The 22,365-nt window shown below is 63.3% G+C and carries 12 protein-coding genes and 1 pseudogene; 11 read left to right on the top strand and 2 right to left on the bottom strand.

The annotated features are described in order from the left end of the window. From pglX to CGZ93_RS11720, 8 genes are all read left to right on the top strand, one after another. Entirely contained in the window at window positions 1–3,519 is a 3,519-nt protein-coding gene (gene pglX, locus CGZ93_RS11750) for a BREX-1 system adenine-specific DNA-methyltransferase PglX (protein WP_094364309.1), read from the top strand. Further along, a complete protein-coding gene (locus tag CGZ93_RS11745) occupies window positions 3,512–4,558 on the top strand; it encodes a PDDEXK nuclease domain-containing protein (protein WP_094364308.1) in 1,047 nt (348 codons plus the stop codon). The genes pglX and CGZ93_RS11745 overlap by 8 nt, the downstream gene beginning before the upstream one ends. Next, a complete protein-coding gene (pglZ, locus tag CGZ93_RS11740) occupies window positions 4,555–7,050 on the top strand; it encodes a BREX-1 system phosphatase PglZ type A (protein ID WP_094364307.1) in 2,496 nt (831 codons plus the stop codon). The genes CGZ93_RS11745 and pglZ overlap by 4 nt, the downstream gene beginning before the upstream one ends. A 14-nt stretch (window positions 7,051–7,064) precedes the next feature. Then, window positions 7,065–9,191 carry a BREX system Lon protease-like protein BrxL gene (gene brxL / locus CGZ93_RS11735; RefSeq protein WP_094364306.1) on the top strand — a complete coding sequence of 709 codons (2,127 nt, stop codon included), beginning with the start codon at window positions 7,065–7,067 and terminating at the stop codon, window positions 9,189–9,191. Further along, on the top strand, window positions 9,188–10,453 hold the full coding sequence (locus CGZ93_RS18445; RefSeq protein ID WP_141211192.1) for an SIR2 family protein: 1,266 nt from the start codon (window positions 9,188–9,190) through the stop codon (window positions 10,451–10,453). Before brxL ends, CGZ93_RS18445 begins: the two co-directional genes overlap by 4 nt. Then, entirely contained in the window at window positions 10,446–12,464 is a 2,019-nt protein-coding gene (locus tag CGZ93_RS11730; RefSeq protein ID WP_176451741.1) for an ATP-binding protein, read from the top strand. The genes CGZ93_RS18445 and CGZ93_RS11730 overlap by 8 nt, the downstream gene beginning before the upstream one ends. Before the next feature lie 86 nt (window positions 12,465–12,550). After that, window positions 12,551–14,647 carry a GTPase domain-containing protein gene (locus tag CGZ93_RS11725; RefSeq protein ID WP_141211191.1) on the top strand — a complete coding sequence of 699 codons (2,097 nt, stop codon included), beginning with the start codon at window positions 12,551–12,553 and terminating at the stop codon, window positions 14,645–14,647. After that, window positions 14,640–16,370 carry a GTPase gene (locus CGZ93_RS11720; RefSeq protein ID WP_094364303.1) on the top strand — a complete coding sequence of 577 codons (1,731 nt, stop codon included), beginning with the start codon at window positions 14,640–14,642 and terminating at the stop codon, window positions 16,368–16,370. Before CGZ93_RS11725 ends, CGZ93_RS11720 begins: the two co-directional genes overlap by 8 nt. A gap of 14 nt (window positions 16,371–16,384) precedes the next feature. On the opposite strand, the gene CGZ93_RS11715 is transcribed toward CGZ93_RS11720, so the two are convergent. After that, window positions 16,385–17,596: a DNA cytosine methyltransferase gene (locus CGZ93_RS11715; protein ID WP_229117395.1), complete on the bottom strand. Its 1,212-nt coding sequence runs from the start codon at window positions 17,594–17,596 to the stop codon at window positions 16,385–16,387. 174 nt (window positions 17,597–17,770) lie between these two features. On the opposite strand from CGZ93_RS11715, the pseudogene mobF reads away from it, so the two are divergent. The 3 genes and pseudogenes from mobF to CGZ93_RS11705 form a co-directional block, all read left to right on the top strand. Then, window positions 17,771–18,811: pseudogene (gene mobF, locus CGZ93_RS19490) on the top strand (MobF family relaxase); the annotation flags it as partial. A 418-nt stretch (window positions 18,812–19,229) separates the two neighbouring features. Continuing rightward, window positions 19,230–21,395, top strand: coding sequence for an ATP-dependent DNA helicase (locus CGZ93_RS19485; protein ID WP_229117394.1), 2,166 nt, complete (start codon window positions 19,230–19,232; stop codon window positions 21,393–21,395). A 140-nt stretch (window positions 21,396–21,535) separates the two neighbouring features. Next, window positions 21,536–21,910 (top strand): sulfate permease, encoded by a 375-nt coding sequence (locus CGZ93_RS11705; protein ID WP_094364301.1) that lies wholly within the window; start codon window positions 21,536–21,538, stop codon window positions 21,908–21,910. Between the two features lie 34 nt (window positions 21,911–21,944). On the opposite strand, the gene CGZ93_RS20120 is transcribed toward CGZ93_RS11705, so the two are convergent. Next, window positions 21,945–22,295, bottom strand: a complete 351-nt coding sequence (locus CGZ93_RS20120) for a DNA-processing protein DprA (protein WP_407643943.1) — start codon at window positions 22,293–22,295, stop codon at window positions 21,945–21,947. Between the last annotated feature and the right edge of the window lie 70 nt (window positions 22,296–22,365).

Below are 22,365 nucleotides of genomic sequence, written 5' to 3'. Positions count from 1 at the left end.
ATGGAAACTGCACCGCTGAAGAGCTTCGCCACGTGGGCCAGGCGCGAGCTCATCACTCAGGTCAGCGCCCGCCTGACCGCCGTCCTCGCGCCAGCATCGCCGGAGCGAGTCGAGAACCAGCGCGCCGTGACCATGCTTGAGCGCGACATCGCATCCGCTGGCGGCGGCGCAAAGGGCAAGGACGCTGTCGCCGACAAGGTCGCCTACATCTGGTTCAACCGCATCATCGCCCTCCGCTTCATGGACGCCAACGGCTACACGGGAGCTGGTATCGTCTCGCCCGCCCACGACCAGCAGACCGGGCAGCCAGAGGTACTCGCCGATGCCAAGCGCGGCAGCATCGACCCCGCTGTCGTCAGCAACAAGCGCACCCTCGATGCCATCACTGGACTCCTCGACGGAACCCGCCCCAGTGCAGACGCCCAGGGTGAGGCCTACACCCTGCTACTCGCCGAGTACTGCCGCTACTGGAACCGCTCGATGCCGTTCATGTTCGAGGGCGAGGGCGACTACACCGAACTCCTCATCCCCGCGAACCTTCTCGCCGCGGACTCCATCCTCGGCAAGGCCGCATCGACGCTCACAGCCGAGGTCTGCCGCGACGTCGAGGTCATCGGCTGGCTCTACCAGTTCTACATCTCCGAGCGAAAAGACGAAGTCTTCGCCGGGTTCAAGAAAGGCAAGAAGGCCGGCGCTACTGAGATTCCCGCCGCGACCCAGCTCTTCACCCCACACTGGATCGTCCGATACCTCGTCGAGAACTCCCTCGGCCGCCTCTGGATGCTCAACCATCCGTCCTCTCGGCTCATCGAGCAGATGGACTACTACGTCGCCCCACTTGATGAGGACACAGACTTCCTCACGATCAGCAGCCCCGAGGGACTGAAGATCATCGACCCAGCCTGCGGCTCCGGCCACATGCTCACCTACGCCTTCGACCTGCTCTACGCGATCTACGAGGAAGAGGGCTACGCGCCATCCGAGATTCCTGAACTGATCCTCACTCACAACCTCTATGGCGTTGAGATCGACCCGCGTGCAGGCGCCCTCGCAGCTTTCGCACTCACGATGAAGGCACGCGCCAAGCAGCGCACGTTCTTCGGTAACCAAGTCAAGCCGAGCATCTGCGTGCTCGAACCGATCTCGTTCAGCCCTGACGAGCTCGATTACCTTGTCACCGAGGATGGCGACAAGCACGAAGAGGAGCTCTTCTGGAACCAGTTCGCCGACGCAGACACCCTTGGATCGCTCATTCAGCCCGATCCTGGGTTGGCCGTCCGGCTCGCGCGCCGTCTTCAGACACTTGACGCTGCTGACGACATACTGAAAGTCGACCTATTGGGGCGCGCAGCGCTCACGGTGCGGCAGGCCGAGGACCTGAGCCGTCGGTACCACGTCGTGGTTGCCAATCCTCCTTACATGGGCAACAAGAGCATGGGCGCAGCGCTCTCGGCGTTCGGCAAGCAGACCTACCCGTTCTCAAAGTCCGACCTGTACGCCATGTTCTTGGAACGGAGTGTGAGCCTTGCTCTCCCTTCGGGCTATGCCGCGCTCGTCGCCATGCAGTCCTGGATGTTTCTCTCGACTTACGCGAACCTACGAGAATCGATCCTGGCTAACGGAACCATCGCGACACTCGCGCATCTCGGAGCTAGCGCATTTGACACGATCTCTGGCGAGATCGTTCAGACGGCCGCGATCGTTCTCGAAAGGTGTGCGCGCCCACGGCAACAAGGTGTCTACCTGGACGTGACCGCTGGACGCAACGAAGCAGCAAAGTCGTCTACCCTACGATCTCTCGCCGCCGGGGAATCATCCGATGGGCGGCGCTACGAGGTTGATGCGTTCGATCTGTCGATAGTCCCAGGGATGCCCGTGGCCTATTGGTTGTCGCCGGCGGCGCGGAACCTCTTTGCTGAGCACAAGTCACTCGGAGACGAACTCCACATTACTGGCGGCATGACTACCGGCGACAACGAGCGCTTTATTAGGCGATGGTTCGAGGTCTCACAGAGCCGGGCCTGTCATAGCGCGCGATCGGTATCCGAAGCAGTTGAGAGCAGGCGCCGCTGGTTCCCCTATAACAAGGGTGGCGGCGCACGCAGTTGGTTTGGAAATAGAGACTTCTACGTCAACTGGGAAGACGATGGTCGAGAGATTCTCGCGACGGGCCGAGCTACACCGAGAAGTCGGGCGCGCTACTTTCAAGAGTCACTCACCTACTCTGCTACTGGCTCGACTTCACTCTCAATCCGATACTCGGAGCCCGGGTTTATCTTCGACGCCAAGGGGTCTTCCTGCTTCTCGGACGGCGGATCGCTCCTGTCCAGCTTGGGATACCTCGCATCGAGCTCCGCTTCGTATCTCTTGCGAGCACTGAATCCCACAATCGAGTTTCAAACCGGCGATCTTTCGAGACTTCCGAATGTGCCGGGCGGGGACGAGGGCGTTGTCAGGGGATTGATTGATATCGCAAAGGAGGACGAAGCGCGTCAGGAGACATGCTGGGACTTCGCGGGGTCGCCATTGGCGAGTTCTGGCACTGGGCTCCTCGGGGCCTTCGAAGCTGACCTTTTCAACGAGTCCAGCCTGCTCACGCAAGAGTTCAGACGGCTTGCATCTGCGAACAATGAGGTGGTCGCGGTTGCTACGGGTCTCATTGGCGAGGTCGATACGTCGGTGTCGATCAACCAAGTCACACTCGACCTGAATCCTATTTTCCGGTTCGGCAGCGGGAAGAGCGACTCGGAGTACCGGGACATGAGTCGTGCGTCTGCTATCGAAGACCTCGTCTCCTACGCAGTCGGCTGTATGTTCGGCCGGTACAGCCTCGACAAGCCGGGCTTGATCCTCGCTGACCAGGGGGCAACGGCTCAGGACTACATCGCGAAGGTGTCGGCGCCGTCGTTCGTGCCCGATGCAGACAACGTTCTCCCGATCGTCGATGGCGACTGGTTCGAGGACGACATCGTGGCGCGTCTTCGTCAGTTCCTGCGAGTGGCCTTCGGAGAGCAACACTTCGAAGACAACTTGCGTTTCGTTCAGGAGTCGCTCGGAGTCAAGTCGCTCCGGGAGTACTTCATCACCCGAGCGGGCCGGTCGAAGTTCTACGACGATCACGTCAAGCGGTACAAGAAGCGTCCGATCTACTGGCTGTTCTCCAGCCCGAAGGGATCGTTCAATGCGCTGATCTACATGCACCGCTACACGCCGTCCACGGTCTCAACCGTGCTGAACGAGTACCTGCGCGAGTTCGAGTCGAAACTGGAGGCGAACCTCCAGCACCAGGAGCGTCTCGCCGCCGGGGAGGGTACGCCTCGCGAGAAGGCAGCGGCGCTGAAGGAAGCCGAGCGGCTCCGAAAGGTGCTGGTGGAACTCAGCGAGTACGAACATGACGTGCTCTACCCACTGGCGTCTCAGCAGGTCGCCATCGACCTCGATGATGGGGTGAAGGCCAACTATCCGAAGTTCTGCCCGGCCCTCAAGAAGATCGCAGGGCTGGAGGCTACCGATGACTGAGATCGCTCGGAGCCGCGGGGAGGCAGAGCGAGACCTGCTCGTTCGCGCCTCTGAGGTGATCGAGGAGGGACAGGCTGCGGCTGCTCGTCAAGCCAACCTGGCCCTCACGCTGACCTTTTGGCGGCTCGGCCGCCTCGTTGGCGAGGAGGTGCTCGGCTCAGAGCGAGCCGCCTACGGGGAGCAGATTGTCGTCTCGCTGGGACGACAGTTGGTGGAGCAGTACGGGCGCTCGTACGAGGAGAAGAACCTCCGCCGCATGATCCAGTTTGCCCAACAGTTCCCTGACGAGCAGATTGTCGTCTCGCTGGGACGACAATTGAGCTGGACGCACTTCCGGGCGCTGCTTCCCCTGAAGACCCCCGAGGCCAGAGCCTTCTACGTGCAGGAGGCCGTGAGCCAGGGGCTGAGCGTCCGCGGCCTGCGGCAGCTGATCGCGCGGAAGGGCTACGAGCGCCGCGAGATCGCCAACGCGCAGATCGTTGGCGAGACCGCTGTCCCGCGAGATGTGTTCCGCGACCCCTACCTGCTGGACTTCCTCGGCCTGGAAGACACCTTCCTCGAACGCGACCTAGAAGCCGCGATCATCCGGGACATGGAGGCATTCCTGCTCGAAGCGGGGAACGGCTTCGCCTTCGTCGAACGACAGAAGCGAATGATCATTGACGACGATGACTACCACCTCGACCTGCTCTTCTTCAGTCGGCCTCTGCGACGCCTCGTCGCCGTCGAACTGAAGATCGGCAAGTTCAAGGCCGCTTACGAGGGCCAGATGAAGCTCTATCTGAAGTGGCTCGACCGCTACGAACGCAGGGAGGGCGAGGAATCGCCGATCGGCCTGATTCTCTGCACTGCGGCGAGCCGCGAGCAGATCGAACTACTGGAGATGCACAAGGACGGAATCGTGGTGGCGGAGTACTGGACGGCGCTGCCGCCGAAGGCTGAACTTCGGGCCCGCATCCAGCAGATTTATGAGGCAGCAGCCGAGCGGGTCGCAAGGCGCGAGCTCGAAGCTTCCTCAGAACGGGAGGACAACGAATGAGTTCGCTCAGTGCCGTCCTGCCTCACCTGGAGCAGAGGTTCGATTCACAGCGCCTGGTCTTCTGGCACGACGCCGACGGTGAGTACGCCGCCGAGATTGACGCGCTTGATCTCAGCGGCGTGACCGCCGTCCGCGTGGAGAACAACGAGTATGCCGTGAAGAACCGCGTGCTTCACGACGAGCCGGCGGGCAAGTTTCTCTTGTACCGAGGCGCTCCTGTGCCTCCGGGTACTGGGAACTGGTTGCTTGATCTTGAGCTTGCCTATGGGGTCTTCACCGCTGACCGGACCGCGCTCGTGAGCCAAGACCTCGGTCTCAGCGGTAGCGGGATCGACGAGGTGGTGCGAGAGCACGAGAAGTTCTTCCGAGCCGTCAAGCGAGTCCAGAGCCTCAAATCCCTCCTCGCGACCAACGATGACGCCGACAGGTTGCGAGCGAAGATGTCTGCCGTGGTGCTTGGTCAGCACGAGCACAGCATGCTGGAGCTCACGCGCGCGTTGCTGATCGAGAATGCGCGGGGCGCGCACACCAAGTACGCCGCGCTGGCCGAACAGGGTCTCGATGGCTTCCACTGGGCCGGTGTTGCCAAGATTTACGGCTACGAAGCAAGTGAGCCCAGCGTCGATGACTTCGTGCTGTGGATGTTCCGCCAGGCGATCAACGGGTTTGCGTCGGACACGCCCGGAGCCCTGCGCAATATCCAGCTCGACTTCGCGAGCCTGCGCAACGACCGACGCAGCGCCGATGCTCTCGCTGTATTGGCTCGGCGCGCAGCCGAAAGCCTCGACTACGCCAACACCATCGAGGATGCCGACCTAGCCGAGCTTGTAGGCAACGATCTCTTCGAGGACGTGGAGCGCACGATCATCAGCGTGCTGACGCAGGCAATCGTCGAGCGGACGATGAGCGCACGCGAGGTGTCCGAGATCATCCGTTCCCGACAGAGCAGCATCTGGGTTGATGGCTACCGGGAACTCTACGCGGCGCTCGCCGCTGCCTCCGACCTGCTGAGCGAGCTCGCGACTGCAAGATTCGAGATCGCGTCGTTCGATGACGGACTCGACCGGTACCGCAAGCACTGGTTCCGCATCGACCAGCTCTACCGGCAGTTCCACTTTGCCGCCCGTACAACCGAGTACGCAGGCCCCCTCGAAGCCCTCCGGGTCGAGGTGGAGAAGCACTACGCGAACCGATACCTCTACGAGCTCGGCAACGCCTGGCAGCAGCAGGTCGATGCCGTGACTGACTGGCGAACTGTTGCACTGCGCTCGCAGACACGGTTCTTCACCGATCACGTCGAGCCCATCATCAGGAAGGGCAACCGGAAGGCCGTCGTCATCATCTCCGATGCGCTGCGCTACGAGGTCGCCGAAGAATTGGGTTCACGTATCCGTCAGGAAGACCGCTTCGACGCGGAACTCGACGCGATGCTGGGCGTGCTTCCGAGCTACACACAACTCGGTATGGCCGCCCTGCTTCCCCATAAGACGCTGGCCCACTCGCACGATGGCGACCCGGTGCTCGTTGACGGCCAGCGTTCCGACGGGACAGGGAACCGCAACAAGGTGCTGGCTCCGGTGGACGGGTTCGCGATCCAGGCAGAGGACGTCCTCGCGATGCCGCGCGGCGAACTGCGCGAACTCTACGGCGCGCACCAAGTGCTGTACGTGTACCACGACCGCATCGACGCGGCAGGCGACAAGGCCCGCACCGAACGTCAGGTGTTCGAGGCCGCCAACGACGCGCTGCGCGAACTGGTCGACCTCATCAAGCGACTGACGAATGCGAACGCCACGAACATCCTGGTGACTGCTGACCACGGCTTCCTCTACCAGGACACCGCGCTCGCCGACGCCTCCTACCTCTCGACCAAGCCGCAAGGCGACGAGCTCGTCGTGACGAACCGTCGATACGTCCTCGGCCGGGGACTCAAGGATGATCCCGCGTTCCGGAAGTTCGAGCCTGAACAGCTCGGGCTCTGCAGCGACCTTGAGGTGCAGCTTCCCAAGTCGATCCATCGACTCAAGCTGCCGGGCGCGGGCTCCCGGTTCGTCCACGGCGGCGCCGCACTCCAGGAGGTCGTCGTTCCGGTACTCACCGTCAACAAGAAACGCAAGAGTGACACTCGGCCCGTCAACGTCGAAGTACTACCCGAGACGGACAAGATCACCACCGGCCAGCTCGTCGTGAAGCTCTTCCAGTCCGAACCGGTCGGCGAGAAGGTCCAGGCTCGCACGCTACGGGCGGGCCTCTACGTCGGCGAGACCCTGATCTCGAATCAGCCCGAGCTGCTCTTCGACCAGCCCTCCGACGACAAGCGCGACCGCTACCAGAGTGCACGGATGCTCCTCAGCCAGGACGCCAACGAGTTCAACAACCGCACGGTCGAGTTCCGACTCGAAGAGCAGATACCCAACACCACCCAGTGGCGCGTCTACCAGCGGGCTCAGTACCTGCTCAAGCGCTCGTTCACATCGGACTTCGATTTCTAGAGGAAGCAGCAGCCATGACGGACACCGAGAGCCACTCCGGCGAGGCACCGGGCGCCGAGCCCGGCACACCGCAGCAGAGCGATCTTGACTACAAGATCAACCTGCTGTTCGGCGGCTCCGTCGTCCGCAAAGACCTCGTGAAGGCTGTCAAGGGCAACGCGATCGTCCCCTCCTACGTGCTGGAGTACCTGCTCGGCCAGTACGCCGCCTCCGACGACGAAGCAACCATCCAGGCCGGCATCGACGCGGTGCGCAAGATTCTCGCCGACCACTACGTGCACCGCAACGAGTCAGAACTAGTGAAGTCCACCATCCGCGAGAAGGGCCGCCACCGGATCATCGACAAGGTGACTGTGACCCTGAACGACAAGCAGGACGTGTACCAGGCCTCGTTCGCCAACCTCGGGCTCACCGGCGTCATCGTCGAACCTGCAACAGTGAAGGCGAACCCAAAGCTGCTGGTCGGCGGCGTATGGTGCATCTGCGACATTGAGTACTTCCACAGCGACGACGCCCGCGTCGTGCCCTGGATTCTGGGGAGCCTGAAGCCCATCCAGATGTCGAGCTTCGACTACGAGGGCTACCTCGCGTCGCGGAAGGGGTTCAACACCGAAGAGTGGATCGACCTGCTGATCCAGTCCATCGGGTTCAACCCTGAGATGTTCGGACGACGAGCCAAGCTGCTGCAACTCGTCCGTCTCATCCCGTTCGTCGAGCGGAACTACAACCTGGTCGAGCTGGGACCGAAGGGCACCGGCAAGTCACACATCTACTCCGAGTTCTCACCCCACGGCATGCTGATTTCCGGTGGCGAGGTCACCGTCCCGAAGCTCTTCGTGAACAACGCCAACGGTCGCATCGGCCTTGTCGGCTACTGGGACGTGGTGGCGTTCGACGAGTTCGCCGGCAAGAAGAAGCGCACCGACAAGGCGCTCGTCGACATCATGAAGAACTACATGGCGAACAAGTCGTTCTCCCGTGGCGTCGAGACTCTCGGGGCTGAAGCGTCGATGGTGTTCGTGGGCAACACCTCGCACAACGTGCCGTATATGCTCAAGCACTCGAACCTGTTTGACGAACTGCCGGAGGCGTACCACGACTCCGCCTACCTCGACCGGCTCCACTTCTACATCCCCGGCTGGGAGGTAGACACGATCCGCAGCGAGATGTTCTCCTCCGGCTACGGCTTCGTCGTCGATTACATCGCCGAAGTGCTGCGATCCATGCGCAACACCGACTACTCCGACCGCTACCAGCAGTACTTCGCCCTCGGCTCGGACATCTCCACACGAGACCGCGACGGCATCCACAAGACCTTCTCCGGCCTGATGAAGCTCATCTACCCCGGAGGCGAGGCCACGCAAGAAGAGATCGAAGAACTGCTGCGCTTCGCCGTCGAAGGACGCAAGCGCGTCAAAGACCAGATTCTTCGGATCGACACCACAATGGCCGCCGTCAACTTCGGCTACTCCGACAAGACCGGCACCTGGCGTGGTGTCACCACACTGGAAGAGGACGAGTACCCCGACTACTACCAGGCTCGCCGCCCCGAGGCCAAGGGCGAAGTAGAGTCGTCGGCGGAGCCTGGGTCCGCGCAAGCAGAGGTCGCAGTTGCGGCTCCAGTTGCTCCCGAGGTGGCGGCGCCACTGTTCGAAGGGCACCGCGAGTTCCAGGAGAACCAGCGTGGGGTGTCGTACGAGACGCTGCTCATGCCCTACCTGCGCGATGCCACCAGCATCACCATCGTCGACCCCTACATCCGGCTCCCGCACCAGGGGCGCAACCTCGTCGACCTGCTGGCCCTGCTGGCAGCGGCCAAGGACCCTGCCGACGAGATCGCGGTGACGCTGGTGACGAAGGAAGACCGCAGCGAGTACGCACAGCAGCACCTCCTCATGCTCAAGGACATCCAGGACAGCGCCGCCACCGTCGGTGTTCAGTTCACGGTCACCTGGGATCAAACCATCCATGACAGGTCGATCCGCACCGACGACGGTTGGAAGCTCCTCCTCGGACGTGGCCTCGACATCTTCCAGAAGGGCTCAGGAAGCCAGTTCGACCTCGGCTCCCGTCGCCAGGAGTTCCGTCAGGTCTTCGCGTTCGGCATCACCTACATCAACGAAGGCGAGGGCGGCTCATGACAGACGTCAGCATCAATGGCGTCCCGCATACGCCTGTGGCGGGCAAGTCAGTTGACGACATCAGCGCAGAACGTCTTCGTACGATCGTTCAGGACTCCCACCTGAGCTTCCTGATCGGAGCCGGAACTCCTTCGTCGTTCTTCGGTCTGCTCGGAAATGTCGAGGACGCACTCACCGAGCTCTCTGAGCTGGACGCGTCCGACGATACGAAGGCCATTGTCCGGGCCTCCATCTATGGGTACTTCTTCGACTCGGTGCTTGCACCGAACCTGAAGGTTATCAACCGCCATTCTGAAACGGAGGCCGTCTTGACTTCGTACGCAAAGTTCTTGCGCACGGTCAACCGCATCCTCCTGAAACGCCACAGCTCGATTCTCGCCAAGCAGGCCAACATCTTCACCACTAACGTCGATTTGGTCTTTGAGGTTGCGCTGGAGCAGATGGGCATTGACTTCAGTGACGGGTTCAGCGGAAAGATTCGGCCCCGATTCGACCTCGGCGACTTCAACACCATCCGTCTTCGCATGGCAAGCAGGTTCGAGCAACGTTCCGAGGTGCCGGTGTTCAACCTCGTGAAGCTCCACGGCTCGGCCGGGTGGCGCCAAGAATCACACTCGCCTGGACAGACCGAGATCATCTTCGACCATGGGTTGACCGTCATTGCTGAGGTCCAGAGAACACTGGCTGCGGCGCGTGATCAACTTATCCCGATCTCTGAGCCGCATGAGGTCAGCGCTTCCGCCCTCGCCGCGAAGGTGCCGACGGGAACTGCCTCAGCCGCGGTACACGACTTCATGACCGCCTACAGCGCGCTCGGCATCGTCAATCCTGACAAGCAGAAGTTTGCCACCACAGTCCTCAACGAGACGTACTACGAACTGATCCGCCGATTCGCAAACGAAATGGAGAAGGAGAACAGCGTCCTGTTCGTGCACGGATTCTCTTTCCGAGACGAGCACCTTCGCGATGTCGTGCTTCGGGCAGCGCGCGCAAATCCCACGCTTCAGGTGATCGTATTCTGCTACTCGCGGGCCGATCGTGCGGAGTACCAGAAGCTGATCCCAGAGGTCGACGTCAAGAACAGCAACATCATCTACATCGCTCCCGCAGCGCCCGACGAAGGCGCCGATGAGACCAGGGCGACGCTCGACGTCGTCACACGGGACTACTTCGCTCCGATCGTCGCAGACAAGTTCCCTGCACCCGACCAGCGGATCGAGCTTGGCATCCACATCTCGGCCAGCGAGAGCGCAGATGTCTGAGGGGGACGCGGTCGAGCAGGACGGCGTCTTTCGTGTAGGCCGCGTCGTCTCAGTCGAAGGGCGGCAAGTCCACGTCGCCGTCGACAAACTCAAGAACGGCTCACACTTGCTCTTCCGAGGAGGCATCGTTCGCAACGTTGCCGTCGGCGGGTATCTCAAGATCGTCAAAGGGTTCTCAGAACTGATCGCCAAGGTTGATGGCGAGGTTGTCGAGCAGGATCGCAGCGCATCACCCACCTACAGGCGCGGAGTCGACCCGATGAGCCGTCGTCTTCAGGTCAGCCTGATTGGGTACATCGAGAACGGCCGCTTCGAGCGCGGAGTTCGCGAGATGCCGCTCCTCGACAACGAGTGCTTCATCCTCACCGAGGCGGAGTTCGGCCTGCTCCACGCATTCGTAGGCGACTCGGACACTGCCATTGAGGTTGGCGTCCTGGCAATGGAACCTACTCAGCAGGTCGCGCTCGGTGTCGACGCGATCTTCGCCAGTCATGTGGGGATTTTCGGCAACACCGGAAGCGGCAAGTCATACACCCTAGCCAAGCTCTATCACGAACTGTTTGAGCGGTACGGCCCGCTGGAAGGCTTCCGCCAGAGGGCGCAGTTCGTGTTGATCGACTTCAATGGCGAGTATCTGAATCGCAACCCGTCCGACGGCGACAACCGCTCCACGGCGGTGCTGACTGGCGACGGGAACAAGCGCGAGTACGCCCTCAGCACACGTCGTGACGGCGGCCCACGCCTGCCACTTCCATCGACTGCGGTCAGTGACCTGGCGTTCTGGACGGTCCTTCTCGATGCCACGGAAAAGACGCAGGCTCCGTTCCTCGCGCGCGTCCTCAACAGTGACTACTGGGATCGGCGACTGGCGGACCCTGCTGATCTCCTAACCGTTCTTGGCGATATGGTCCTTCGCGCAACCAAGAGCAGCGACAAATCTATCGACCGACAGACTCTGCTCAACCTCCTGGCCGAGGTTCAGACATGCCTTGGCCCGTCAGCGCCCCAGGAACTGGCCGACCTGATAGACGAGTTCCAGACGAACCTCCACTACAACGCAACGATGACGAAGTTCTTCTGGGGCGAATGGAGTAACTACATTGACCCCGATCATTCAACTTGGGAGTCGCTGACCAAGGACAAAGTCGTCGCGCTGCCGATCGATTTCTCTGCGATCGAACCCGGCATCGACCTGATTCGTTTCAAGATCGTGCTCCAGTACTACAACGACATCATCAGCGGCTTCTCCAATCGAGAGCACCTGTCGCCGCTGATCAAGCGCCTCGAAACCCGGGTGCCCGACATAAAGAAGCTGATCACCGCCGACGACGTGCAGGCATACGACGAACCATTGATAGTCGTCTCACTGCGCGATGTGAACTTGTCCATGCGCAAGGTGATCCCGATGCTGCTTTGCAAGCACCTATACGACCAGAAGAAGGAGAACGACCCCACCAACGCGCGTTACCTCAACCTGATCATCGATGAGGCCCACAACATCCTGTCGTTGGAGTCGTCACGGGAGAGCGAAGCCTGGCGTGACTACCGGCTAGAGACGTTCGAGGAAATCGTCAAGGAAGGCCGCAAGTTCGGCGTGTTCTTGACTCTCGCGAGCCAACGCCCTCATGACATCTCGCCCACGATCATTTCGCAACTTCACAACTACTTCCTACACCGACTCGTAAATAACCTGGACGTGCAGGCGATTGAGAAGGCAGTCGCCTACCTGGACCGCGTCTCATTTGAGCAGTTGCCCATCTTGCCCCGAGGGGTCTGCGTCCTCGCTGGCGTCTCTGCTCAGGTTCCAGTGATCGTGAGGATCAGTCCGCTCGCGCCGGAGACAGAGCCAAACAGCCGGACCATGTCCGTAGCTACTGACTGGCTGAGGCCCTTGGACGAAGCAGCATCGTCGGGGACTGAACTCCTTGAAGCAATCGATGAAGCGGCTCAGGTTCCCGATGCGTCACCGCCCGCATCCTCCTCCTGGAGCGCTAATGAACCACCGTTCTGACGATGCGAGGTCCCAACACTCAGACTCATCGGTGAGATTCGCGTCGCGGGTGACGATCTCAAGAGCACAACACGGAAGCGTGCGCCGTGGACAGGCATGACTGGTGTCCACAAGCGCGTGATCAGCTCTTCGGCCCCGAACCGGAGCGTCATGATCCGCTGCCCGCCCGCTCAAAGGCAATCGCACTTTGCCGCTCGATCCTGCGCGAAGCCCACCACGAGAGCCTTCGCGCTCTGACAAGCAACGAGGCCACCGCGTACCTCCTGGAAGTCGTGGAAGCTGCCGCCATCACCGAGACTTCCACGGCCGGTCGACCAATGCGAGTGGTTCTCATGGGCCGCACGATGGCTGGCAAAAGCACACTACTTGCAGCACTGACGGGCGGGTCGGCGGAACGGATCGGTGTCGGTGCCCAGCGCACCTCCCGCGATGTGTTCGCAGCTCCCGCCCTCGATCTTCAGGACGTTGAGATCGTCGACACACCCGGTGTTGGAGCCAAAGATGGTGCCGAAGACGTCGCCCTCGCGATGGCAGAGGTCCCCGGTGCTGACCTTGTGCTGTGGGTAGCCAGCAACGACTCCTTCCAGGAGGAGACAGCTCAAGCGTTGCGCGCCGTGGCGTTTCGAGGCAAGCCTGTCGTGGTCGCCCTGAACTGCCGCGCAAGTCTCTTCGACGAACTCGATCGTGAGGACTTCCTGGATGATCCCACGTCCGTCTTCGATCAGCACCAAGGGCATTTCAACACGATCCGTGCCCACCTCTCGGCCGCAGGAGTCCAGCCGGTGGCGGAGGTGATGCTGCACGCCGAGGCAGCGCGCCAAGCCCGCGCCGATGAACAGTTCGGCGCTGCTCTCAAGAGGGGGAGTAGGGTCCTGCACCTTCTGGACACGCTTGAGAACGAGTCGCGAGTTCACCGGACCGCTCGCCGCGTGCTTCGAGCCACTGATGAGGTCCGCGTTCAAGCCCAGGCGCTGAGCGAGGTCTTGGCAGACAGTGAGCAACAGATACGGGAGCTCGCGCGTGTTGCGCGAGGGCTCCGAACGGACCAGCAACTCCGCGCCGGACGGCTAGTGGACGCCTGCCGCCAGCGCATGGAAGACGATGCGGTCCTCATCGTTGGCCAACGCCACGGATGGCACCAGACCATCACCGACTTCGGTCCGCAAGTGTCGGAGAAGTGGGAGGAAGAACAGAACTCCCTCATCACTGAGCTCGGCCAGACTCTGACCTCACATCTCGACGAACTCTCACGGACCATCACCGACGCGAACAGCGCCGCCCAGCAGGAGTGGTCAGCCGCAGCCCCTGCCGCTGTCAAGATCGAAGGACTACGAGACTTCCGGGGCCTCTGGAAGCGGCGCGCTGTCGGTGCGGTAGTGGGCGCCGGCGGAGCGCTCGGCGCGGCCTTAGTTGGCGCAAAGGTAGGAGCGCTCGCTGGTGGCGCATTCGGTGGGCCGATCGGCGCCGGTATCGGGGTGATCGTCGGCGGGCTCGGCACTGTCTTGGTCAGCTCTCTTCGAAAGAAGGTCCAATCGCTCTTCAAAGGCAAGGGCAGAATCCTTGAAGAGAACCGGGAGCTGCTGCGAGTAGAGATCGGCAGTGTCCTTGAAGAGCTGCAGCGACAGACTCGCATCCAGATCGACACCATCATCAGGCAGGTCAGGGCCGACCTATCCTCAACGGCAGAGCAACGAGCTGTGGCAGAGATGGCTGTGTTTGATGTAGCCGATCTCCTGGCGGCTCAGCAACAGATCATCAGCGTCGCCACGGCAGAACTCGACCACGGCACGGCCGTGTGCCTCCTCCAGGTCGATGGACGGTCGCGCCTGGCTTCCTCTGTCGAGCGGGTCACGAGGCTGGCCGGGGTGTGCATCGCAGTCGAGGTTACCGACCAATCCTTCGCGGAATCCTGGCTCTTCCCACCGTCGTCACCTGAGGTCATGACCTTCGGGCGACCTCCGTCTCCCGAGGTACCTGGCGCGCGTGCAACTTCGTATGTACTCGGTCTGACCGAGCAAGTGCCTAAGGCGTTGAGCGCTCGCCCTGACCGCACCACCGTCACGATCGAGGCGCTCGTGCCCGAACCGGTCCTCGCTGCATGGTCAGCAACACTCTCAGACCATCTGGGTACCCAGATCACAATCGCTCGCCCAACATTGCTAGGAGTTCGTCGGAATGAATGATCTGCTATTTCACGCTGCCCCCGCAGCGGTACGCCGGCTCTCCCAACGCCTGACTTCGCTGCTCGACCAACTTCCATCGGAAGTGCGATCGAGGTTCCTCGGCCTCCTCGTCGCTGACGAACATGAACGTCCGCGGATGGTCCTCACCGGGCAGTACAGCAGCGGGAAATCGACTCTGATCAAGGCGCTGACCGACGAGGCGGCAGAGGTCGTCATCGACTCTGCCGTCGCGACCGACCAAGTCCAAGTATTCGACTGGGACGGACTCGTCGACCTCGTTGATACGCCTGGCGTGCAAGCAGGCTTGTCTGATCACGACCGCTTGGCCGAGGAAGCGCTCCGCGCTGCCGACCTCGTCCTGTTTGCTGTCACAGTCGACCTCTTCGATGATGGATCGGTCGAGCACCTGCGCCACATCACTGAAGACCTGCGGAAGGCACCGCAACTGGTGGTCGTCATCACCAAGAGCCGCACGCTCCACGCGGCGGTCGGGATACGCGAAGCTGCGGTCCGCGCTGCTCTTGGCACGTTTGCAGATCAGGTGCCTTGGGTCGAGTGCGACGCCAAGACCTACCTCGACGGCCTCCACGAGACCGATCCGCTTCGCGCTACCCGCCGAATCGAGGCATCAGGCATGGCAGACGTAGCGGACACGATCAACCGAATCGCACGGGAGCGCGGGGAGCTGGCCCGCTTCCGCGTTCCTCTTCAGCAGATCGCGTTGGCCGCTGGTGAAGCGTTGGCCTCGCTAACCGATGACCCAGACGAGGAGGCCATCCTCACAGTCTTGGCCCGGCAGCGTAAGGCGCTGACGAATCGCCGTGTGCTTGTGGACTCGGCTCTCGACCGGGAGGCATCAGAGTTCCGTTCAGCATGCATCCGAGCTGTCGAGACATTGGCGGACACCGCGGAGTCCATCGAGGAGTCCGAGAACCCTGACTGGTCAAAGCTCGAAGCCGCCTCCGACGTGCTGAACGCCCAGCTATCCGTTGCCAACCAGCGGTTTACCGATGGAGTGCACGCCGTCGTGAGTTCGCAGCTCGCCGACTTCACTTCCGAGGTGCGCGAGATTGAAGCGTCACCATACGCCCACCAGCTACGAGAGCTGGAGGTTCACGGCGTCGTCGAGGCTCAGGAAATCCCGGCGGACACCGGGCTTCTGCGAGATACAGGTCGCAAGCAGCGGCGAGTACCTGCCTGGGCGCCAAAGGCAGCAGAACACCTGAAGGGCTTCCAGAAGAGCTGGGGTGCTGGCGATGGCATCAAGCAAGCCGCCGGCAGCAGCGGTCATCAGATCGTCTACAAGGTGGGCAAGCTCGCGGGGTGGAAGTTCGAACCCTGGCAGGCCGTCCGCTGGGCGAACAACATCGGAAAGTTCGCCAAAGCTGGGGCTCTTGTCCTGCCAGTCGCGCTGGAAGCGTACGCAGTTGTCAGCGACGAGCGCCAGGAAGTGCGAGTCATGAAAGAGAAGCTTCGTCGACGTAACGCCCTGGTGGGCAGGGTCTTGGCGCAGTGCGACGACATCTCACGGTCGGCGCTTGCGCAAGTGCGGATGGAACTCGACGCAGAGTTCGATGCCGCTGTTCGTGAGATCGATAGCGTGAACGAATCGGTGCGCGCCAACCAGGCTCTTCGTGGAGACCTGAATCGAGACATTGGCGCGATCCAGTCGGAAGCCATAGCGATGCTCGACCGACTTGGGGAGTCCGCAAGCGACGGGTAACTCGCCGAGCCTGGCTACGGGCCTCCGTCGATTCTGTCTACCTGCGCGAGGATCGACGAGAGAGCCGCGCAGGCTTGAAGAGGAAGGACGCCGTTGCCGAGCGCGGTGATCTGCTGGTTCTGGGTCAGGTCATCGGCGCCGGTGACCCACTCGGTGGGCAAGCCCATGAGCCACTCCACGAACGCGGGTGCTGGGCGGGGGCCGTCGGCGTCGTTCAAGCGGGCCGGTGCGGGCGCGGCTCGCCCAGTGATGTGTTCCCAGCGGGCGATGGTGTCGGCGTAGCGTCCCCAGCGCTGAACAGTCCGTCGATCAGGGACCACAGCGTTTCCGACTCGGCTCTCCTGCTCGGTGAGCCAGCCGGTCCGTGGAGTGCGAAGTCGATGATCTGGTGGGACGATGCGATCGTCCCTCGTCTCGCTCGCACTTGGTCGAGCGTTTCCCCGCCGCGCGATGAGTCCGTCGCCAGCGGGGTGCGGAACAGTGCGCCGGGCGAGGGCGAAGATGCGGAAGCGTTGGTGAGGAGCGCCGACAAGGGAAGCCGGTAGGCCGATCCATCGTGCATCCAGCCGCAGGTCGGCCAGATCGCCGAGAACGGCGCCGAGAGCCCGTAGAGGTCGAGCTGCCTTGTCTCCCAGATGCCACGAGTCGGGTTCCACGCCGCGAAGGGATGCGCCGTCGGGGGTTGCATCCCTTGGGTTGCGTCGGTCATGGTCGTCTCCTTCTGCGGCTGGCCGTGTCGCGGGTGAGGACAGCAGCCCGCGGACGTTCTCGATGACGACCCACTCGGGCTGGAGCGCGTCGATGGCTGAGGCCATGTGCGCCCAGAGCCCCGAGCGCGTACCTGGCGCGAGGCCTGCGCGCTTGCCGACGGTGGACACGTCCTGGCATGGGAATCCGCCGATGAGGATGTCCACGGGCTCGACGTGACTCCAGTCGATGGCCGTGATGGCGCCGAGATTCGGTGCATCTGGCCAGTGGTGGGAGAAGACGCGGGCGACGGGTTGGTTGAGTTCGGAGAACCACACGGTCTTGGCGTTGAAGACGTGCTCGACCGCGAGGTCGAGGCCGCCGTAGCCGCTGAACAGCGATCCGATCCTGAGTCGTGGTTCGCTGCTGACGTCGAGGTCGTGCATGAAGTCGCTCCGGTGAGGTCGTCCCCGGCATCGCCTCGTCACGAAGTTGATGCCGAGCTGGTCACCTGTCAGGTGCACGACTTCGACACGCACCTGGTGCTCAACTGAGCCATCCGAGCGGCACCGCCTGACGCCGCATCTCCCGCATCTGCTCCGACTGCCATCCGAGGTCACACGCGTCTTGCAGGTCGAGGTTGAGCCGGGCCCTACCGGCTCAGAAGTCACCGGGCGAGGGTGCTCACCTGCTCGCCAGGAGCGGAGGTGAGTATGACGGTTTCGATGCGTGTGATGTCGGCGGGTGACGGCTACAAGTACCTGCTCAAGACGGTCGTGGCCGCCGACGGCAACAGGCCGCTGTCGACACCGCTCACTCGCTACTACATGGAGGAGGGCACACCTCCTGGTCGCTGGCTCGGCGCGGGCGTAGCAGCCCTCGGCAAAGGCGAGATTCAGGTGGGCGACCGAGTATCGGAAGACCAGCTCCAGCTCCTGATGGGCACGGGCTGTGATCCGATCACCGGCGACAAGCTCGGCTTGGGCTTCCCGGCGTACAAGAGCCAGGACGAGCGGATCGAGGCACGGATCGCCGGCCTCGAACCGACGATGACGCCTGGCGCCAAGGGCGAGGCCGTCGCGCAGATCGTGGCCGAGGAGAGCGCACGGAGCACGCGACGTGCGGTGGCGGGCTTCGACTTCACGTTCTCGATCCCGAAGTCCTCGTCAGTGTTGTGGGCAGTCGCCGATGCCGGAGTGCAGGCGCTGATCGCCGAGGCGCATCATCGAGCGGTTGCGGAGGTGGTTGCGTTTATGGAGCGCGAGGTTGCAGCCAACCGCACGGGTGCAACCGCCGGGCACGGTGCGGTTGCGCAGGTCGATGTCACCGGGCTCATCGCGACCGCGTTCGATCACTTCGACTCCCGCGCCGGCGACCCCCACCTCCACACGCACGTCGTCATCAGCAACAAGGCCAAGACCGTCCTCGACGGGAGGTGGCGCTCGCTCGACGGCAGACCGATGCACGCCGCCGTCGTCGCGCTCTCCGAACTACACGAAGCCGTGTTCGCCGACCACATGACGCGCGCCTTCGGCGTCTCCTGGGAGGCACGCGAGATGGGCCGCGACCGGAACCCAGCGTGGGCGATCACCGGAGTGCCGGAGGAACTGGTCTCGGAGTTCTCCACCCGCGCCCGCCACATCGACGTCGAGAAGAACCGGCTCATCGCCGAGTACGTTGCCCAGCACGGACACCAACCATCGAACGCGACGATCCTCAAACTGCGAGCCCAGGCCACGGTGTCCACGAGGCCTGAGAAGCAGGTCCGATCCTTGGCTGACCTGACCGCCGAATGGCGAACCCGCGCAACTAGGACGCTGGGGCGGGACGCGACGACATGGGCACGCGAGACGACCGACAACGACAAACCGCTGCTGCTGCGCGTCGATGACCTGCCGCTCGATGTCATTGGCGAGATTGGGCGTTCGGTCGTCGAGGTGGTCGGTGAGAAGCGTTCGACCTGGCGACGGTGGAATCTCATGGCCGAGGCATCCCGGCAGACGATGGGCTGGCGGTTCGCCACCATGCACGACCGGGAAGCGATCGTCGCGATGGTTGCCGATGCCGCCGAGCTCGTTTCCCTTCGGCTGACGGCGCCCGAACTCCGCCTCCTCGCCCGTCGTCTTCCGTCGGCCCGACGGCAGTTCCGTGTTCCGTCCGAAGAGCTCGACCGTGTTCACCTCCGAGTCCCAGCTCGCGGCCGAGGACAGGCTCCTCGAACGAGCCGCGAACCTGGCCGGTCCGACGGTGCAGCTCGCGACAGTCGAAAAGATTACGCGCAAACCCGACGCGGATGGTCGCATGCTCGGCGGCGACCAAGCCGATGCCTTGGCCCGCATCGCGGTGCCGGGGCGGGTGCTTGACGTGCTGGTCGGTCCTGCTGGGGCGGGCAAGACCACCGCCATGAACGCGCTCCGCCGCGCCTGGGAAGCTGAGCACGGCTCCGGTTCCGTCGTCGGGCTCGCCCCGTCAGCGGTCGCTGCCCAGGTCCTCGCGGACGATCTCGGGATCGGTACTGAGAACACGGCGAAGTGGTGGCAGAACCGCCTCGTCCACGGCGCCACGTTCGAGGCGGGACAGCTCGTCATCATTGACGAAGCCTCCCTCGCCGGCACCCTGTCACTGGATCGCATCACCCACCTCGCCCAGGACGCTGGCGCGAAGGTGCTTCTGGTTGGCGACTATGCCCAACTGCAATCCGTGGACGCGGGCGGCGCGTTCGCGATGGTCGCCCGAGACCGGGCCGACACGCCGGAGCTGGTCGACGTTCACCGCTTCACCCACGCCTGGGAGAAGACCGCCTCACTCGAGCTGCGCCACGGGCGCACCCCAGCCATCGACACCTACCTCTCCCACAAGCGCATCACAGAGGGCGACGGCGAGGCGATGACCGACACGGCCTACAACGCATGGCGCGCCGACCGGGACGCCGGGCTCGTCTCTGTGCTGATCGCCGAGACCCACGAAGACGTGACCACGCTGAACGGTCGCGCCCGCGCCGACCTGATCCTCAGCAAGACGCTGAACCCCGACCGCGAAGTCGAACTGCGCGACGGAACCGCCGCCGGCGTCGGCGACACCATCATCACCCGACGCAACAACCGGAACCTCCGCACCCTGGCCGGGCGGGACTGGGTGCGCAACGGCGACATCTGGACCATCACCGCCGTCGGCGACGACGGGACCATCACCATCGCACGCGACTACGGGACCGGCACCACCGTCCGCGACGACGGGAGCATCACGGCTCGCAGGCGTGGCCGCAGGTTTGGTGGCAGCATCGTGCTTCCAGCCTCGTACGTAGGTGAGCACGTCGATCTCGGCTACGCAGTCACCGCCTACCGTGCGCAGGGCATCACTACGGACACGGCGCACGTGTTGGTCGAACCGACCTCGACGAGGGAGACCTTCTACGTCGCGATGACGCGAGGGCGGCACGCGAACCACGCCTACGTGACTCTCGACCGCGCCGACGACCACGGCCAGCCGCACCCTGGCGACGACCTGCATGCCACCGCGCGAAGCGTGCTCTACGGCGTTCTGCAGCATAGCGGGGCCGAACTCTCGGCGCACGAGACCATCGTGGCCGAGCAGGAACAGTGGGGCTCGATCGCTCAGCTCGCCGCCGAGTACGAGACCATCGCCGCAGCAGCCCAACACGACCGCTGGGCCACGCTCGTCCGTGGCTCCGGGCTCACCGACGAACAGGCCGAGAGCGCCATCGAGTCCGACGCGTTCGGCCCACTCGCGGCTGAACTTCGCCGGGCTGAAGCCAACGATCACAATGTCGATGCGCTCCTTCCGCGCCTCGTCGCAGTGCGCGGGTTCGGCGACGCCGATGACATCGCCGCCGTCCTCCACTACCGGGTCGAGCGCGCGACCGGCCGCCCCGCAGGCTCCGGCAGGACTCGCAAGCCAGCGCGACTCATCGCCGGCCTCATCCCGCAGGCGCACGGAGTCATCGACGCCGAGATGCGAGCAGCTCTCGACGAGCGGGAGGAACTGATCGAGGCACGCGCCGACGCTGTACTCGAAGCTGCGCTGACGGAGAGCGCACCGTGGACGAAGACTCTTGGAGCGCAGCCGAACGACCGACGACGAGCCGCGGCCTGGCGCAAGTCCGCACGCGTGGTCGCCGCCTACCGCGACCGCTACCGCATCACCGACGACGCGCCCATCGGTGCCCCGCCCGAGTCCGCCGCCCAGAAGATTGACGCCGCCCGAGCGCGCGCCGCACTCGACAAGGTACGTCAGCTGGTCGCCGATGAGAGCCGACACGCAGAGGCCGGTCTGCAGACCATCAGGCGCGACCAACCCGGGCCTGGGCGCAGCATCTGACCCTTCCCAATGTCAGGACTGCGGCGTAGCCTTGAAGCTGAGGCGGATTTCTCCTTACCTTTGGGCCGCTCGCGGCAGACCTTCGGGTCACTCTCCACGCACCGTCTCGACGACGACTCGCGTGTTGAGAGGAGCCCATCATGATCCGCCTACTGTGGACAGCCAGCGCCGAAGTTCGCTACTTCCTGCGTCGCTACATGCCGAGCAACATCGTGCTCGACCTGATCCGCACCAGGAAGGAACTGAAGTGGGGCATGCCAGCCATGCTGCTCGCCGGCCCACACCTGGCCATCGCCTTTTGGTGCACCAGCCTCATTGTGAACGGCGGCCCAGGATGGCTTCACCTCGTCGTGCTGGTCTGTATCTGGAACGCTCTCAAGATGGTGGCCATCGGCCCGGTGAGCGTCGTTCTCCTCGTGAAGGCTCGCGCCCGTGAGCACCGAGCGCAGCGGCAGCAATTGCGGGAAGTCTTCGAGACCGTGCCGCTCCACGAACTCACTCGAAGCTCTCGCTGAGTTCAGGTTCCGGCGTCCACCGCCGGCCGGCGCGCTAGAGCGTGCGCGTCGGAGCAGGCGCAGGCGGGCGGACGGGCACCCTGTCGAGCGGGACTCGCGGAGTCTGGTCTCGTTCCACCAAACTGGCAAGGTCCGAGGTGTCCGCCGCCAGGGATGCAATGCCATCGCGACGCAAACGATGCGGGCCCACACTCGCGGCGCTCGTGACCGGACCGGGAACGGCTCCGACACGTCGGTCGAGTTCGGCGGCTCGCTGGGTAACCAGTAATGAACCTGACTGCGCGTCCGCCTCCACGATGACCGTCGCGGAGGACAGCGCAGCGATCAGCCCGGCGCGGGCGATGGCTGATGTCGGGTTGGAACGGCACCGGGCGGAACTTCGCAAACGACGAGGCTGACGTCAGCAACGCGAGACTCTCTCATCCGTGATCCAGCCAGACGTCGACGAATGGCTC

Source organism: Enemella dayhoffiae (assembly GCF_002250625.1).
Classification (GTDB): domain Bacteria; phylum Actinomycetota; class Actinomycetes; order Propionibacteriales; family Propionibacteriaceae; genus Enemella; species Enemella dayhoffiae.
This window is presented reverse-complemented; position numbering and strand designations above follow the sequence as displayed.